The organism is Rathayibacter sp. Leaf299, assembly GCF_001423055.1.
Taxonomy (GTDB): Bacteria; Actinomycetota; Actinomycetes; order Actinomycetales; family Microbacteriaceae; genus Rathayibacter; species Rathayibacter caricis.
The window spans coordinates 563,401-579,001 of the sequence record NZ_LMNT01000003.1 but is presented as its reverse complement, the minus strand read 5'-3'; the positions used below and the strand labels follow the sequence as shown (position 1 = coordinate 579,001).

The following is a 15,601-nucleotide window of genomic DNA, read 5'->3' as shown; positions in this document are numbered from 1 at the left end:
CCCGTCAGACCCTCCGGAGGAGCCCGCATCGTCGGGCTCCTCCGTCGTTCCCGGGGGTCTTGCCGAGCTCCTCGTCCTGGGCGTACGGTGTGCGCATTCTCAGGCGGAGGGGTCCGCCGGAGCCGCCGCGGACGAGGAGCGACCATGGACGATCCGGCCGTCTCCACTGAAGGGCTGGTCAAGACGTTCGGCACGACCCGAGCGATCGACGGCGTCGATCTCGAGATCCCGCGCGGCGGGGTGCACGGCTTCCTCGGCCCGAACGGTGCCGGCAAGACGACGACCATCCGCGTCCTCGCGACACTCCTGCGGCCGGACGCCGGACGCGCACTGGTGCTGGGGCACGACGTCGTCACCGAGGCGAAGGAGGTGCGGCGGAAGGTCAGCCTCACGGGCCAGTTCGCGTCGGTCGACGAGGACCTCACCGGCCGCGAGAACCTCCGGCTGATCGGGCGGCTCTTCGGCTACACCGGCTCGCGCGCGTCGCGACGGGCCGACGACCTGCTCGACGCGTTCCACCTGGGCGAGGCGGCCGACCGGCAGGTGAAGAAGTTCTCGGGCGGGATGCGGCGCCGGATCGACATCGCGGCGAGCATCGTGGTCACTCCGGAGCTGCTGTTCCTCGACGAGCCGACGACCGGGCTGGACCCGCGCAGCCGCAACGAGGTGTGGGACATCGTCCGCGCGATGGTGGCGAGCGGCACGACGGTGCTCCTGACGACCCAGTACCTCGACGAGGCCGACCGGCTCGCCGACCGCATCAGCGTCATCGACACCGGCCGGGTGATCGCCGAGGGCACGCCGGGGGAGCTGAAGGCGTCGGTCGGATCCGGGTCGCTGCACGTCCGCGTGCTCGATCCCGCGTCCCGGGGCGAGGCGCGGCGGCTCCTCGAGGCGGTGCTCGGAGTCGAGGTGCGGGAGGAGGCCGATCCGGCAGCCCTCGCGGCGCGCGTGGACGGCTCCGCCCGTGACGTCACCCGTGCCCTGACCGCGCTGGAGGGCGCCGGCATCGAGCTCGCCCAGTTCTCGCTCGGCCAGCCCTCCCTCGACGAGGTGTTCCTCGCGCTGACCGGCAGGCCGCAGACCACGAGCACGGAGGAGGCCGCATGAGTCTCGACACCGCCCGCGAGACCGCACCGGATCGCGAGGCTCTCCTCGCCGTCCTCGTGCAGGGCGAGCGGCCGACTCCGCCGGGGCCCCTCTCGACGTCCCTCACGTTCGGCTGGCGCGCGCTGCTGAAGATCAAGCACGTGCCGGAGCAGCTGTTCGACGTGACGGTGTTCCCGATCATGTTCACGCTGCTCTTCACCTTCCTCTTCGGCGGGGCGCTGGCCGGGAGCACGGTCGACTACATCCAGTTCCTGCTGCCCGGGATCCTGGTGCAGGGCGTGATCATGATCACGATGTACACGGGCACGACGCTGCGGACCGATCTGGATCGCGGGGTCTTCGACCGCTTCCGGTCGCTGCCGATCTGGCGTCCCTCCGCGCTCGTCGGCATGCTGCTCGGCGACGCGGTGCGTTTCACCATCTCGGCGGTGATCACCGTCTGCCTCGGCCTCCTGCTGGGCTTCCGACCGGGCGGAGGAGTGGTCGGCGTCGTGCTCGGAGTGCTCCTGCTGCTCGTCTTCGCGTTCGCGCTCGGCTGGATCTGGACGTTCCTCAGCCTGGTGCTGCGCACCTCCGGCTCCGTGATGGGCGTGAGCATGCTCGTGATCACGCCGATCACCTTCGGCAGCAACATCTTCGTCGACCCCGCCACGATGCCGGGCTGGCTGCAGTCCTTCGTCGAGGTCAATCCGGTCTCGCACCTGGTCACCGCCGTGCGGGCGCTGATGGCGGGAGCGGACCCGGGTGCGGAGCTCGTGCTGACGCTCGTGTGGGCGACGGGGCTCGTCGCGGTGTTCGGGACGCTGACGATGTGGCGCTACCGCGACGCTCGGTAGCGGGAGCGTCAGCCGCGACGCGAGCCCCAGACTGCGCGGGACTTCGGCCGACCGACAGCGGGGATCCGCTGCTGCAGTCGGGCGTGCAGCCGGTCAGCCGTCTCCTCAGGAGCTCGCCGCAGTCCCAGCAGCCCGGGTCCCTCGACGAGACGGAGCGTCAGGAGGCGGGCACGGGCTCCCCTCGTGACGCCGAGCACGAGGACCGAGCCGTGGCGTTCCACTCCTCGAGTGCGCGACCACGGGATGCGCGACTCGTGCTCGCCGGTGGCGATCACCAGGTGGTCCGGCTCCGGGCGGACGACGACGAACGTGCGCAGGAGCGGTGACGGAGCGTCCGGGTCCAGCCAGCGCAGCAGTCGGTGCAGGCGACGCGTCCCGACGGCGGCGACTCCGCCGGAGGCTTCGGCGCGCACGAGCACGAGCGGGCCCGCCACGTGCCGGACGATCACCGTCGCGACCAGGCCGAGCACGAGGACGAGGACGATCGCGCCGGCGACGATCGGGGTCGTGCTCAGGATCTGCTCCAGCACGGCGTCGCGAGACCCGCTGTCGACTCCGATGGCGGAGAGCACCGCCCACAGAAGCAGAGGGCCGAGGAAGGCGAGCGCCGGGAGGCTCTCGCGCAGGACCCGGCCCGCCGCCCTCACAGTGCCGGAGGCACTCGGATTCAGCGGTCGCTCGGGCACGATCGAACGCTACAGCCCCGCGGAACGGAGCACCGGCCCGGGCGCGGCGGGCGTGGGCGGGCCGCGTCGACGAGGGTCGATGGCAGGATGGGCGGGTGTCTGAACGCAGCCGTCCGTCCGTCTTCTGGTTCCTCGCGGCCGCGGTGATCCCCGCGATGACCGCCTCCGTCGACCTCCGCGTCCGCGACGGCCACAAGGTCCCGAGCACCGGCGCCTTCGTCTTCGCGCCGAATCACTACAGCGAGATCGACCCGATCATCACCGGGTGGACGCTCTGGAAGCTGGGGCGCGCGCCGCGGTTCCTCGCGAAGGCGTCGCTGTTCAAGGTCCCCGTCCTCGGGGCGCTCCTGCGCGCGTCGGGGCAGATCCCGGTCGAGCGCGCCGGGACCGTCCGCGGGAACGAGCCGCTCAAGGCGGCGAAGGCGCTCGTCGACGAGCAGCGCTCGGTGATCATCTACCCCGAGGGCTCGCTCACCCGTGACCCCGAGCTCTGGCCGATGCGCGGCAAGACCGGGGCGGTGCGCATGGCGCTGCAGTACGACCTGCCCGTGATCCCCGCGGCGCACTGGGGCACGCAGCAGCTGATGGGCCGCTACTCCAAGAAGCTCACGCTCTTCCGGCGCAAGCGCGTCGACATCCTGATCGGCGATCCCGTCGACCTGTCGGCGTTCCGCGGGCGCAGCCTCGACGCCGTCACGCTGAACGAGGCGTCGGCGGTCGTCATGGCCGCGATCACCGCACTGCTCGAGGAGCTGCGCGGCGAGACCGCGCCGGCCACCCGGTGGAACCCGTCCGAGCACAACCAGAAGGGGACGGGACGCTTTGAGTCCGAGCAGTAGGAGATCCGCTCCGATCCCGGTCCCGCGCCGTGTCGCGGTTCTGGGAGCGGGGAGCTGGGGGACCACGTTCGCCAAGATCCTGGCGGACGGAGGATCGGACGTCGTGATGTGGGCGCGCCGGAGCGAGCTCGCCCGCGAGATCACCGAGGCCAAGCGCAACAGCGACTACCTGCCCGGCATCAACCTGCCGCGCAACATCCGCGCGACACCGCGCATCGAGGAGGCGCTCGAGGGCGCCGACCACGTCTACCTCTCGATCCCGTCGCAGTCGCTGCGCGGCAACCTCGAGGCGATCACTCCGTTCCTCACCGAGCGCACGGTGCTCATCAGCCTGATGAAGGGCGTGGAGAAGAGCACGGGACTGCGGATGAGCGAGGTGATCGCGCAGATGCTGCCGATCGATCCGAGCCGCATCGCGGTCGCCTCCGGGCCCAACCTCGCCCTCGAGATCGCGAAGGAGCAGCCGACGGCCGCCGTCATCGCCTCCGAGAGCCTCGTCACCGCTCAGGAGGTGGCCCTCGCCGCCACCAACCGCTACTTCCGCTCCTACGTGAACACCGACGTGATCGGCACCGAGTTCGGCGGCGTGCTGAAGAACCTGATCGCGGTGGCCATCGGCATCGTCGACGGGGTCGGCTACGGCGAGAACACGAAGGCGTCGATCATCACGCGCGGCCTCGCCGAGATGACCGACTTCGCGGTCGCCTACGGGGGCCGGCCGGAGACGATGTCCGGTCTCGCGGGGCTGGGCGACCTCATCGCCACCTCGAGCTCGTCGCTCTCGCGCAACAACACCGCCGGGCGGCTGCTCGGGCAGGGCTACAGCTTCACCGACGTGGTGAAGTCGATGCAGCAGACGGCGGAGGGACTCGCGTCCGTGGCCCCCGTCCTGGAGCTCGCCCGTGCGCGCGGAGTCGACATGCCCATCGTCCAGCAGGTGTCGCAGGTGCTCGCCGGTACGCTCGACCCGAAGGACATCGCGCCGCACCTGACCACGGATTCGGACGAGCCACAGGGTGAGAGGAACCTCGATGACCAGCAAGCTCCGCGTCGCCGTTCTGTTCGGGGGGCGCTCCAGCGAGCACTCGATCAGCTGCGCCACGGCGGCAGGGGTCCTGAGGGCGATCGACCGTGACCGCTTCGAGGTGATCCCGGTCGGGATCACCGTCGACGGCGCGTTCGTGCTCGAGGAGGACCGTCCCGAGAAGTTCGCGCTCGACGCGGCGGCCCTGCCCCGCGTGCACGACGACGGCAGCCGCGTGCGCTGGCCGGAGTCGGTGCTCTCGCGCGAGCTGAGCGTCACGCGGGCCGACGGCTCGACCGAGTCGCTCGGGGACGTCGACGTCGTGTTCCCGATCCTGCACGGGCCGTGGGGCGAGGACGGCACGATCCAGGGGCTCCTCGAGCTCGTGGGCCTGCCCTACGTCGGCTCGGGCGTGCTCGCCTCGGCGCTCGGCATGGACAAGCACTTCACCAAGACGGTGCTGCGCGCGGCCGGCATCGAGGTCGCGCCCTGGTACACGGTGACCGAGGCGGAGTGGCGCGCGGCCCCCGGCGACGCCGAGGCGGCGCTCGACGAGCTCGGGTTGCCCGCTTTCGTGAAGCCGGCGCGAGCCGGCTCCAGCGTCGGAGTGAGTCGGGTCGACGACCGCGCGGACCTCGCTGCGGCTCTCGACGAGGCGTTCTCGCACGACTCCCGCGTGCTCGTCGAATCGGCGATCGTGGGCCGCGAGGTCGAGATCGGCGTGCTCGGCGGTCGTCGCGGGGAGCTGCCGCGCTCCTCCGTCGCCGGCGAGATCGTGATCTCGGGCCGCGGCTTCTACGACTTCGAGGCCAAGTACCTCGGGGCGGCAGGCATCGACCTGGTCTGCCCCGCCGACCTCAGCGCCGACGAGCTCGCCGAGATGCGCGAGCTGGCGGTGCGCGGGTTCGAGGCGATCGGGGCAGAAGGACTGGCCCGCGTCGACTTCTTCCTCACCGCCGACGGCTTCGTGGTGAACGAGATCAACACGATGCCCGGATTCACGCCGATCTCGATGTTCCCGCGGATGTGGGGGGCGAGCGGCGTCGAGTACCCCGACCTCATCACGGAGCTGATCGAGCTGGCCCTCGAGCGCCGCCCGGTCGCGGTGGCGTGACGGATCCGGCCCTGGGGCTGCGCCTCGAGGCGGGACCGACCGCTCCCTTCGAGCAGATCCGGGAGCAGATCACCGCGCAGGTGGCCGACGGCGCGCTGATCGTCGGCACGCGGCTCCCGCCGGTGCGCGCCCTGGCAGAGACGCTGGGCATCGCCGCGGGGACGGTCGCGCGCGCCTACAAGGAGCTCGAGGCGGCCGGTGTCGTCGAGACGCGCGGTCGCTCCGGCACCGTCGTCGCGCGCGGAGCGGAGGGTGTGGGCCACGAGGCGCAGCTCGCGGCGGTCGCGTTCGCCGAGCGGATGCGCGCGCTCGGCGTCGCTCCGGACGAGGCACTGCGGATGGTGCGGACGGCGCTCGGCCGCTGAGCTCAGCCCTCGGGCGTCCCGGTCGTGTCGAGGGTGTCGGTCTCGGACACGTTCGTGCACTCGCCGACCTTCGGCAGGTAGGACACCGACTCGGCCAGGTCGACGACGGCCGAGGTGCCGGAGGCGCGGCTCTGGTCGACGGTGATCTCGACGGCCGGATCGCGCCCGTACGTCGTCAGCGTGTACACGTCGTCGGCCGCCTGCGACTCGTCGATGATCCAGTCGACCCCGCTGACCGAGACGCAGAGGTCGGTCGTGGGGCCGGGCACCTCGACTCCGCAGTGCAGGATGACCGCGGCCGGGGTGCCCCAGGCGCCGGTGCCCTGCGCGTTCGTCTCGCGCTCGGGCTGGCCCGCCACGACATCCGGCAGTCGGACCGAGACCTCGGCGCACTCGGCGCTCGTCGCGTCCGCGGCCGGTTCGAGCGCGACCGGGGCGGAGCAGCCGCTGAGCAGGAGCACGGCGGACAGGGCGGCGAGGGGGCAGGCGAGGCGGCGGGGGGACATCGCGAGCCAGGCTAGCGTGTCAACCATGGCACCGGATCAGAGCTCCACCGCGGCCGACGCCGCCTCCCCGCCGGCCGCCCCGTCGCTGGCCGAGCTGAGCGAGCGCGAGGTCCTGGCTCGGGTGCTCGCCCGGCTGTCCGCCGGATCCGCGGGTGCCGAGACGCTGGTCGGGCCCGGCGACGACTGCGCCGTGGTGCGTGCTCCCGACGGCCGCTTCGTCGTCACCACGGACATGATGGTGCACGGCCCGGACTTCCGGCTCGCGTGGTCCACTCCGTTCGACCTCGGCTGGAAGGCGGCGGCGTCCAACCTCTCGGACGTCGCGGCGATGGGCGCCCGCCCGACGGCGCTGGTGGTCGCGATCGCCGCGCCGCAGGAGCTCGGCGTCGACGTGCTGGAGGGGATCGCCGACGGTCTGGCCGCGGGGTGCGCGGCGATGGCTCCGGGCTGCGGGGTGGTCGGGGGAGACCTCTCGGCCTCGGCGACCCTCACCCTCTCGATCACCGCGTTCGGCTCGCTCGACGACCGGGCGCCCGTGCTGCGGAGCGGAGCCCGTCCGGGTGACGTGCTGGCCGTGGCGGGGAACCTGGGCGCGGCGGGCCTCGGACTGCGGCTGCTCTTCGAGCGGGCGCAGGAGGACGGCGTGCCGTCCTCGCGACTCGCGGCGCGGCTCCGGGAGCGGCTGCCGGCGGTCCTCGACGCACAGCTGCGGCCGACCTCGCCGATCGCGGCGGGGATCGCCGCCGGCGGCTCCGCCACCGCGATGATGGACGTCTCCGACGGCGTCGTCCTCGACGCGCGGCGGATGGCGCGTGCGAGCGGAGTGGTCCTCGACCTCGATCCGGCGGCGGTCGACGCGCACGCCGCTGCACTGACCGATGTCGACGGCATCGACGCCTCGCTGGCCCGCTCGCTCGTGCTGGGCGGCGGCGAGGACCACGCGATGCTCGCCTGCTTCCCGGAGGGCGTCGCGCTCCCCGTCGGCTTCACCGTGCTCGGGCGGGTCCGCGAGGGCGCTCCCGAGGTCCGGCTCGGCGGAGCGGCTCTCGAGGACCGCGGCGGATGGGACCCCTACCTCGGCTGGGACGGCGCCGCGGGGTGACCCGCTAGTCGGCCTCGGAGCGGGAGGCCCACCAGATCGTGGTGTCCCCGTAGTCCTTGCGGCGCTCGCGCTCGAGTCCGGCGGGCCACGTCGGCTCCGGGCTGCGGGAGCTCCGCTCGACGACCACGACGGCGTGCTCGTGCAGCAGCGGCAGCACGCCCGCCAGATCGGCCGCGAGCTCCTCCTCGGTGACGTCGTAGGGCGGGTCCAGGAGCACCGTGTCGGCGAGCAGTCCTGCGGCGCGGTCGAGGAACGAGCGGACGGACGAGGTGACCACCTCGATCCGCGGGCGCGGCAGCCGTCCGGCCGCAGCCGCCGAGACGACGGCCCGGGCGTTCGCATCGATCGTCCGGGCGGCGGAGGGATCGCGCTCCACGAGCACCACGTAGGCGGCTCCGCGGCTGGCGGCCTCGAGCCCGAGTGCTCCGGATCCGGCGTAGAGGTCGAGGACCGTCGCCTCGTCGAGGGCGTCGCGCGCCTCGAGTGCCGAGAAGACGGCCTCGCGGACACGATCGCTGGTGGGACGGGTGCCGGCGCGCGGGACCTTGAGGGTGAGCGACCCGGCGTAGCCGGAGATGATCCTGGTCACCGTCCGAGGATACGGGGGCGCCCGCAGCTGGGAGACCGCCCGATCCGACCGCCCGTTACCGGTTCGAGACTGAGAGAATCGATGATCATGACGTCCCTGGATGACACCCTCGCCCCTGTCGGCGGCCCCGCGGGCCCGAGCGGGGCTCGGGCGCCGATGTCCCGCGAGGAGTTCACCGCCCACTGCGGTGCGATCCTCCGCAATCTGACCAGCGTGATCGACGGCAAGGACGCTGAGGTCTCGATGGCGCTGACCGTCTTCCTCGCCGGCGGCCATCTGCTGATGGAGGACGTGCCGGGCACCGGCAAGACCGTCCTCGCGAAGTCCCTCGCCGCCTCGGTCGGCGGCAGCGTCGCCCGCATCCAGTTCACCCCGGACCTGCTGCCCTCCGACGTCACCGGCGTCTCGGTGTACAACCAGGCGACCCGGGACTTCGAGTTCAAGCCCGGCCCGGTCTTCGCGAACATCCTCATCGGCGACGAGATCAACCGCGCCTCGCCCAAGACGCAGTCGGCCCTGCTCGAGTGCATGGAGGAGCGCCAGGTGTCGGTCGACGGCATCACGCACCTCCTCCCTCGCCCCTTCGCGGTCGTGGCGACGCAGAACCCCGTCGAGATGGAGGGGACCTACAGCCTCCCCGAGGCGCAGCGCGACCGCTTCATGGCCCGGCTCTCGCTCGGCTACCCCGACGAGCGCGCCGAGCTCGAGATGATCCGCACCCGAGACGCGGCCAGCCCGCTCGACGCTCTGCGGCCCGTCGTCACGCGCGACGAGCTCGAGCGGATGATCGACTACGTGCAGTCGGTCTACGTCGCGCCCCCCGTGCAGGAGTACGTCGTCGCGATCATGCAGGCGACGCGCATCGATCCGGAGCTGCGTCTGGGCGGGAGCCCCCGCGCGACGCTGCAGCTCATCGCCGCGGCGAAGTCGCTCGCAGCGATCAACGACCGCGACTTCGTCGTGCCGGACGACATCGACGCGCTCGCGGTGCCCGTCCTCGGCCACCGCCTGCTCCCTGCGACCCGTCTGCCGGGACGCTCCGGATCGGGCGCCTCGCACTCGGTGACCGAGATCGTGCAGCGCATTCTGGCGTCGACGCCCGTGCCCTTCAGCGGCCGTGGCGACTGAGCGCCGCGGCCTCGACGGGCCCTCTCCGCGCATCGGCTCCCTCCCCGCGCTGGGCGGGGTCGCGCTCACGCTGCGCGGCTGGGCCTTCGTCGTGCTCGGCACGGCGGCGATCGTGGCCGCGCCTCTGATGGACTTCCGCGAGCTGCTGTTCCTGGGGCTCGTGCTCCTCGGACTGCCCTTCGGGGCCGTCGTGTCGCTCGCGGTCTCGACGCCGGTCGTGCAGGTGCAGCGGCGCTTCGAGCCGCGCGTCGTGGCGGTCGGCGACGTCGTGGACGTCGACGTGGTGCTCGAGAACCGCGGCGGGCCGCTGCGCTCGGCCCGCGCCGAGGACCGGCTGACGCGGAGGGACCGCGGCGACGACTCCGGCCGCTCCGTCGCGAGCGGCGGGTTCGGACTGCCTCCCGTGGCGCGTGCAGGACAGCGGTCGAGCCGCGTCCGCGCCCGGTACCGCCTGCCCGCGGGACGACGCGGGATCCACCGCCTCGGGCCGCTGCGGATCGTGCGCAGCGAGGCCCTCGGGCTGGCTCTGCGCGAGAGCATCGTCGGCTCGGCGCAGCCGTTCGTCGTCACTCCGCGCGCGGTGCCGCTCGAGAGCGACGTGCTCGACGCGTTCGGCGCCGGCGGATCGAGCCCGGTCGCGCACGCGACAGCGGGATCGGGCACCGACGACGTCATCCCGCGCGACTACCGGCCCGGCGACGCCATGCGCCGGGTCCACTGGCGCGCGAGCGCGCGCTCCGGCGAGCTGATGGTGCGCCAGGACGAGCAGAACACCGATCCGCACGCGTGGATCCTGCTCGAGTCGCGGGCGAGCCGCGTCCTGGACCGGCCCGCCGGTGACGGCCGTCGAGCGCGCGGCGACGGCGACCGACTCGAGTGGGCGGTCTCGATGACCGCCTCGCTGGCCGTCCACCTGCTCGACCGCGGATTCGAGACCCACCTCGTCGAGACCGGCGCGGGGCCCGACGTGCAGCACTCGGAGGACGAGCGCGAGGTCGCGCACGACGTCCTGCTCCGGCTCGCGGAGCTCGTGCCGTCCGAGGAGTCGGCCGACGCCGCCGCGCGGATCGCCGGCGAGATGCGCGAGGCCGGGGGAGTGCGTCCGGTCTTCGCCGTGCTCACCCGCCTCCGCGAGGAGGACCTGGACGCGCTCTCGTCGCTCGCCTCGCACGCCCGGCCCGCCATCGCGTTCCTCGTCGAGGGGACCGCGGAGGAGGAGGCCGCGCTCTCGTCGCTGGGCTGGTACCCGGTCGCCACGACCGCGCGCACGAGCATCGAGGAGGCCTGGTCCGAGGCCCTCGCGCTGAGGGCGATCGCATGAGCCGGCGCACCGATCGCGACCCGCGGGCCGGCTCCGCTCTGCTCTCGCTCCTGCTCTGGCTCGCCCTCGTCTCGGCGGCGTCGGGCACGGGCCGACTGCTCGAGGGCATCGGCTGGCTCGTCCAGCTGACCCTCGCCGTCGGAGTCGTGCTCGCGGTGCCCGCGGGTGCGCGGGCTCTCCGCGCGCACCCCGTCGTGCCGCCCGTGCTCGGCACGCTCACGGCGGTCGTCGTCCTCACCGCGATGTTCGTGCCGGCGCGCGCACTGTTCTTCCTGCTGCCGACCCCGGCGGCGATCGCCGACGCGCAGACCCTCGCCCAGGCCGGATTCACCTCGATCGCCCAGCAGGGCCTGCCCGCCACCGCCGACAGCGGCATCGCGTTCCTCCTGGTGGGCGGCGTCGTCGTCCTCGCCTGGGCCGCCGACCTCTTCGCCTTCTCGGTGCGGCTGCCCGCGCTGACCGGGCTGTTCCTCCTCGCGCTGCTCGCGGTGCCGGCGATCATCGACCCCTCCGAGGTGTCCTGGCCGAGTCTCGTGCTGACCGCGCTGGCCTACGCGGGGGTGCTCGCCGCGGGATCGCGTCCCGAGCGCCGGGCTCCCGCCCGCCGACTGTCCGCCGCCTCCGCCCTGCCGTCGGTCGCGGTCGTCGGCGTGGTCGTCGTCTCCGCGGGGCTGCTCGCGGGCTCCGCATCCGGCTACGTCCGCACGCCGTCCTCCTCCGGGGTCTCGGGCACCCTGTTCAACGGGTCGATCGATCCCGTCGTGGCGCTGGGCGACGACCTGCGCCGGCCCAACCCGGTGACGGTGCTGCGCTACTCCACCGACTCCGATCTGCCCGTGTACCTCCGCGTGCTCACGGTCTCGGACTTCGACGGCGAGAACTGGGCGCCGAGCGGCACGGAGGCGACGGCCCCGGTCGAGGAGCCGATCGCTCCCGAGGGCCTCGCCGAGAGCGTGCCGCGCGAGACCGAGCAGGTCGAGGTCGAGGTCGAGACCCTCCGCAGCCAGTGGCTGCCCGTGCCCTACCCGGTCTCCTCCCTCGAGGGCGTCGGGGACGGCTGGCTGCAGGACGTGCAGGACGGCTCGATCCGCGGCGACGCGACCACCCGGGCCGGCGACGAGTACCGGGTCGAGGCGCTGCGCCTCGCGCCCGACCCGCAGCAGCTGCTCGCCGCACCGGCGTCGGGCGACGCTCTCGAGCGCTACCTGGCTCTCCCGGCCGACGTGCCCGACGTGGTGGGCACCACCGCGGCCGACGTCACGGCCGAGGCGGGGAACGCGTACGACCGGGCGCGCGCGCTGCAGTCGTTCTTCCGCTCCTCCGAGTTCACCTACTCCGAGGACACCCCGGCCGAGGAGGGCTACGACGGCGACGGCGTGGGCGTCCTCGAGGCGTTCCTCGAGGTGCGCGAGGGCTACTGCGTGCACTTCGCCTCGGCGATGGCGGTCATGGCGCGCGAGCTCGGGATCCCGTCCCGCCTGGCGATCGGCTACCAGCCGGGATCCGTGGTGCCCTCCTCGGGCAGCGACCTGACGGACTACCGCCTGCTCTCGTCCGATCTGCACGCCTGGCCCGAGCTGTTCTTCGAGGGCGTCGGCTGGCTGCCCTTCGAGCCCACCCCGAGCCGGGGCGCTCCGGCGTCGTACACGCTGCCCAGCGCGACGTCCTCGGCCGGCGCGACGCCCGGGGCGTCGGCCGGTGCCGCTCCCGAGCAGTCCGAGGAGGCGGAGGCGACCCCGACGCCGACCGCGTCCTCCGCCACGGCGACCCCCGGTGCGGTCGGCTCCTCGACGGCGGCGACGGCGCCCGTCGTCACCGCGTGGGTGCTCCTGCTGCTCCTCCTGCTGGTCCCGTGGCTCCTCCGCCTCGTTCAGCGCTCGCTCCGGCGGCGTGCAGCCGCGACCGGGTCGGCGGAGGCCGCCTGGGCGGAGGTGCTGGCGAGCGCCAGGGATCTCGGCGTGCCGGTCGAGGAGACCGACTCCCCGCGTGCGCAGGAGGCGCTGCTGCGCGACGCCCTCGGCGAGGACGCGGCCGCGCGGAACGACCTGTCGCTCCTCCGCGACACGGTCGAGCGGGCGCGCTACGCCCCCGTGCCCGCAGCGGAGGCGGCGGGCTGGGCCGCCGGCGCGCGGGTGGTGCGGGCGCTGCGGATCGCGGCGGGCACTCCGCGCCGCGCGTTCGCCGCGGTGCTCCCGCGCTCCGCGCTCGGCGCCTTCTCCCACGTCGGACGTCCGAGCTCCGACCTATGATCGACGGGTGATCCCGGACCCCCTCGACGCCTCCCTCGCGCCGGTGATCGGCCCGCGCACGGCCACCGCGGTCGAGAAGGCGTTCGGGTACCGCACCGTCGGCGAGCTGCTCGGCCACTACCCGCGCCGCTACGCGCAGCGCGGCGAGCTCACGGAGCTCTCGCGGCTCCCGGTCGGCGAGAGCGTCACGATCGTGGCGGAGGTGCGCGAGGTGCGGGAGCGGCCGTTGCGCAACCGCCGCGGCTCGCTCCTGGAGGTCGTCATCTCGGACGGCACGGGCACGCTGTCGCTGACGTTCTTCGGGCAGCCGTGGCGGGCGGCGAAGCTCCGCCGCGGCGTGCGGGGGATCTTCGCGGGGACGGTCTCGATGTTCCGCGAGACGGTGCAGCTCACGCATCCCGACTACCGGCTCTTCGAGGACGAGGAGGCCGCGACCGCCGAGGCCGACAAGGGGTCGGCGCTGGCGAAGGACTGGGCCGAGCGCCCGATCCCGATCTACCCGGCGACGAGCGCGATCTCGAGCTGGCAGCTGCAGGCCGCGATCGGCGTGATCCTCGACGGTCTGCGCGACGTGCCCGATCCGATGCCGGAGTCGGTGCGCGCGAGTCGCTCGCTGATGCCGCTCGGCGAGGTGCTCGAGCTGATCCACCGTCCCGCGCGCGAGGGCGAGGAGAGGCGGGCGCGCGAGACGCTGCGGTTCCACGAGGCGTTCCTCCTGCAGCTCGCGCTCCTCGAGCGCCGGGCCGCCGCGAGGGCGACCCCCGCCACCCCTCGCGTGCCCGGGCCGGAAGGCTGGCTCGAGCGCTTCGACGCGGCGCTGCCGTTCTCGCTCACGGGCGACCAGCGCTCGGTCGGCGCCGAGATCGCCGCCGACCTCGCGGGCGAGAGCCCGATGTCGCGACTCGTGCAGGGCGAGGTGGGCTCGGGGAAGACCCTCGTGGCGCTGCGGGCGATGCTCGCGGCCGCCGAGAGCGGCGGGCAGGCCGCGCTGCTCGCGCCGACCGAGGTGCTCGCCGGGCAGCACCTGCGCTCGATCGTGCGGACGCTCGGGCCCGAGCTGTCCACCGCGCTCGTGCCGACCCTCCTGACGGGCGGTCTCGGAGCGGCGGAGCGGCGCGCGGCGCTCCTGCGGATCGTCTCGGGCACGGCGAAGATCGTCGTCGGCACCCACGCGCTGCTGGGCGACAAGGTCTCGTTCTACGATCTGGCGCTGGTCGTGATCGACGAGCAGCACCGCTTCGGAGTGGACCAGCGCGACGCTCTGCGGCGCAAGGGGGCGCAGCCGCCGCACGTGCTCGTGCTCACGGCCACGCCCATCCCGCGCACGGTCGCGATGACGGTGTTCGGCGATCTCGACACGTCCACGATCCGCGAGCTGCCGGCGGGGCGCCCGGGCATCACGAGCCACGTCGTGCCGCTCACCGACAAGCCGGGCCTCATCGCCCGGGCGTGGGAGCGCGCCGAGGAGGAGATCCGGCAGGGCCACCAGGTGTACCTCGTCTGCCCGGCCATCGAGCCCGGCGAGGTCGCGGAGGGCGCCGCGGCGACGGCTCCGGAGGAGGCGGCCACCCCGCTGTCGACGGTCGCGCAGACGCTCGAGGGCGTGCGGTCGCACGCCCTCCTCAAGCACCGCCGCTCGGCCGCCCTGCACGGACGGATGAGCGCGGAGGAGAAGGACGCGGTCATGCGCTCCTTCGCCGCGGGCGAGATCGACGTCCTCGTCTCGACGACCGTGATCGAGGTGGGGGTCGACGTGCCCAACGCGTCGATGATGATCGTGCTGGACGCCGAGCGCTTCGGCGTCTCGCAGCTGCACCAGCTGCGGGGGCGCATCGGGCGCGGCGGCGTACCGGGGGTGTGCCTCTTCGTCACGGCGGCGGAGGCGGGCACTACGGCCCGCGAGCGGGTCGAGGCCGTCGCCGCGACGCTCGACGGCTTCGAGCTCGCCGAGGTCGACCTCGAGCTGCGGCGGGAGGGCGACGTGCTGGGCGACTCGCAGTCCGGCGGCCGCTCCTCCCTCCGCCTGCTGCGCGTCGTGCAGGACGCGCACCTGATCGTCGAGGCCCGTGCCCTCGCCGAGCGGCTGCTCGAGGAGGACCCCTCGCTCTCGGCGCACGACCGGCTCCGCGCCGCGCTCGAGCGCCGCGTGCAGGACCGCGACCGCGAGTTCCTCGCGAAGAGCTGACCCCGGACGGGTGGCATCCGCTCCCGGGAGGGCGCCGGAGTCGGCCGGTACGCTGTCGGCATGGCCCGCATCGCCGTCGTCCCCGGCTCGTTCGACCCCGTCACCCTCGGCCACCTCGACGTCATCGAGCGCGCCGCCCGGCTGGTCGACGAGCTGCACGTGGTCGTCGTCCACAACCCGTCGAAGACCGCGCTGCTGCCCATCGCCCAGCGCGTCGCCCTGATCGAGCAGTCGATCAGGGAGGCGGGGATCGAGGGCTCGATCGTCGTCGCGTCGTGGAGCATGGGGCTGCTGGTCGACTACTGCGTCGACGTCGGCGCGAGCATCCTGGTGAAGGGAATCCGCTCGCAGGTCGACGTCGCCTACGAGACGCCGATGGCGATCGTGAACCGCAACCTCGCGCACGTCGAGACCGTCTTCCTCCTGCCCGACCCGGCGCACGCGCACGTCTCCTCCTCCCTCGTCCGGCAGGTGTCCTCGCTCGGCGGCGACGTCTCCCCGTACGTGCCTCCTGCGGTCGCGGCGTACCTCTCGGCCTGAGCGCCGC

Annotated in this window: 15 protein-coding genes; 12 read left to right on the top strand and 3 right to left on the bottom strand. The window is 73.5% G+C overall.

The annotated features are described in order from the left end of the window. The first annotated feature begins 144 nt into the window (after window positions 1-144). Entirely contained in the window at window positions 145-1,110 is a 966-nt protein-coding gene (locus tag ASF48_RS14345) for an ATP-binding cassette domain-containing protein (protein ID WP_055793028.1), read from the top strand. Next, window positions 1,107-1,946 carry an ABC transporter permease gene (locus ASF48_RS14340; RefSeq protein ID WP_055793025.1) on the top strand — a complete coding sequence of 280 codons (840 nt, stop codon included), beginning with the start codon at window positions 1,107-1,109 and terminating at the stop codon, window positions 1,944-1,946. The genes ASF48_RS14345 and ASF48_RS14340 overlap by 4 nt, the downstream gene beginning before the upstream one ends. 8 nt (window positions 1,947-1,954) lie before the next feature. Here the strand turns inward: ASF48_RS14340 and ASF48_RS14335 are convergent, their stop codons facing one another. Then, window positions 1,955-2,632, bottom strand: a complete 678-nt coding sequence (locus tag ASF48_RS14335) for a hypothetical protein (RefSeq protein ID WP_157603172.1) — start codon at window positions 2,630-2,632, stop codon at window positions 1,955-1,957. A 155-nt stretch (window positions 2,633-2,787) separates the two neighbouring features. Here ASF48_RS14335 and ASF48_RS14330 point away from each other — a divergent pair, with 155 nt between their 5' ends. The 4 genes from ASF48_RS14330 to ASF48_RS14315 are packed head-to-tail and all read left to right on the top strand — an operon-like array spanning window position 2,788 to window position 5,974. Further along, window positions 2,788-3,471 (top strand): lysophospholipid acyltransferase family protein, encoded by a 684-nt coding sequence (locus ASF48_RS14330; protein ID WP_082481546.1) that lies wholly within the window; start codon window positions 2,788-2,790, stop codon window positions 3,469-3,471. Continuing rightward, window positions 3,455-4,606 carry an NAD(P)H-dependent glycerol-3-phosphate dehydrogenase gene (locus ASF48_RS14325; protein WP_055793017.1) on the top strand — a complete coding sequence of 384 codons (1,152 nt, stop codon included), beginning with the start codon at window positions 3,455-3,457 and terminating at the stop codon, window positions 4,604-4,606. The genes ASF48_RS14330 and ASF48_RS14325 overlap by 17 nt, the downstream gene beginning before the upstream one ends. Beyond that, window positions 4,503-5,609 carry a D-alanine--D-alanine ligase family protein gene (locus ASF48_RS14320; RefSeq protein ID WP_055793013.1) on the top strand — a complete coding sequence of 369 codons (1,107 nt, stop codon included), beginning with the start codon at window positions 4,503-4,505 and terminating at the stop codon, window positions 5,607-5,609. The genes ASF48_RS14325 and ASF48_RS14320 overlap by 104 nt, the downstream gene beginning before the upstream one ends. After that, entirely contained in the window at window positions 5,606-5,974 is a 369-nt protein-coding gene (locus tag ASF48_RS14315) for a GntR family transcriptional regulator (RefSeq protein ID WP_200931015.1), read from the top strand. Before ASF48_RS14320 ends, ASF48_RS14315 begins: the two co-directional genes overlap by 4 nt. A 2-nt stretch (window positions 5,975-5,976) precedes the next feature. Here ASF48_RS14315 and ASF48_RS14310 read toward each other — a convergent pair whose 3' ends face one another. After that, window positions 5,977-6,507, bottom strand: a complete 531-nt coding sequence (locus tag ASF48_RS14310) for a DUF3515 domain-containing protein (protein WP_230671289.1) — start codon at window positions 6,505-6,507, stop codon at window positions 5,977-5,979. Between ASF48_RS14310 and thiL the strand changes: the two genes are divergently transcribed. Next, a complete protein-coding gene (gene thiL, locus ASF48_RS14305) occupies window positions 6,506-7,582 on the top strand; it encodes a thiamine-phosphate kinase (protein WP_055793010.1) in 1,077 nt (358 codons plus the stop codon). The two genes, ASF48_RS14310 and thiL, sit on opposite strands and share 2 nt — an antisense overlap. 4 nt (window positions 7,583-7,586) lie before the next feature. Here thiL and rsmD read toward each other — a convergent pair whose 3' ends face one another. Continuing rightward, window positions 7,587-8,171, bottom strand: coding sequence for a 16S rRNA (guanine(966)-N(2))-methyltransferase RsmD (rsmD, locus tag ASF48_RS14300; protein WP_055793007.1), 585 nt, complete (start codon window positions 8,169-8,171; stop codon window positions 7,587-7,589). A 156-nt stretch (window positions 8,172-8,327) separates the two neighbouring features. On the opposite strand from rsmD, the gene ASF48_RS14295 reads away from it, so the two are divergent. The 5 genes from ASF48_RS14295 to coaD are packed head-to-tail and all read left to right on the top strand — an operon-like array spanning window position 8,328 to window position 15,594. Further along, a complete protein-coding gene (locus ASF48_RS14295; RefSeq protein WP_055793230.1) occupies window positions 8,328-9,299 on the top strand; it encodes an AAA family ATPase in 972 nt (323 codons plus the stop codon). Beyond that, complete coding sequence (locus tag ASF48_RS14290) at window positions 9,289-10,620, top strand: DUF58 domain-containing protein (protein ID WP_055793004.1); 1,332 nt, start codon at window positions 9,289-9,291, stop codon at window positions 10,618-10,620. The genes ASF48_RS14295 and ASF48_RS14290 overlap by 11 nt, the downstream gene beginning before the upstream one ends. Beyond that, window positions 10,617-12,869: a DUF3488 and transglutaminase-like domain-containing protein gene (locus tag ASF48_RS14285; RefSeq protein WP_055793003.1), complete on the top strand. Its 2,253-nt coding sequence runs from the start codon at window positions 10,617-10,619 to the stop codon at window positions 12,867-12,869. The genes ASF48_RS14290 and ASF48_RS14285 overlap by 4 nt, the downstream gene beginning before the upstream one ends. A 7-nt stretch (window positions 12,870-12,876) precedes the next feature. Then, window positions 12,877-15,054: an ATP-dependent DNA helicase RecG gene (locus tag ASF48_RS14280; RefSeq protein WP_055793000.1), complete on the top strand. Its 2,178-nt coding sequence runs from the start codon at window positions 12,877-12,879 to the stop codon at window positions 15,052-15,054. Between the two features lie 60 nt (window positions 15,055-15,114). Then, entirely contained in the window at window positions 15,115-15,594 is a 480-nt protein-coding gene (gene coaD / locus ASF48_RS14275; RefSeq protein ID WP_055792997.1) for a pantetheine-phosphate adenylyltransferase, read from the top strand. The last annotated feature ends 7 nt before the right edge of the window (window positions 15,595-15,601 follow it).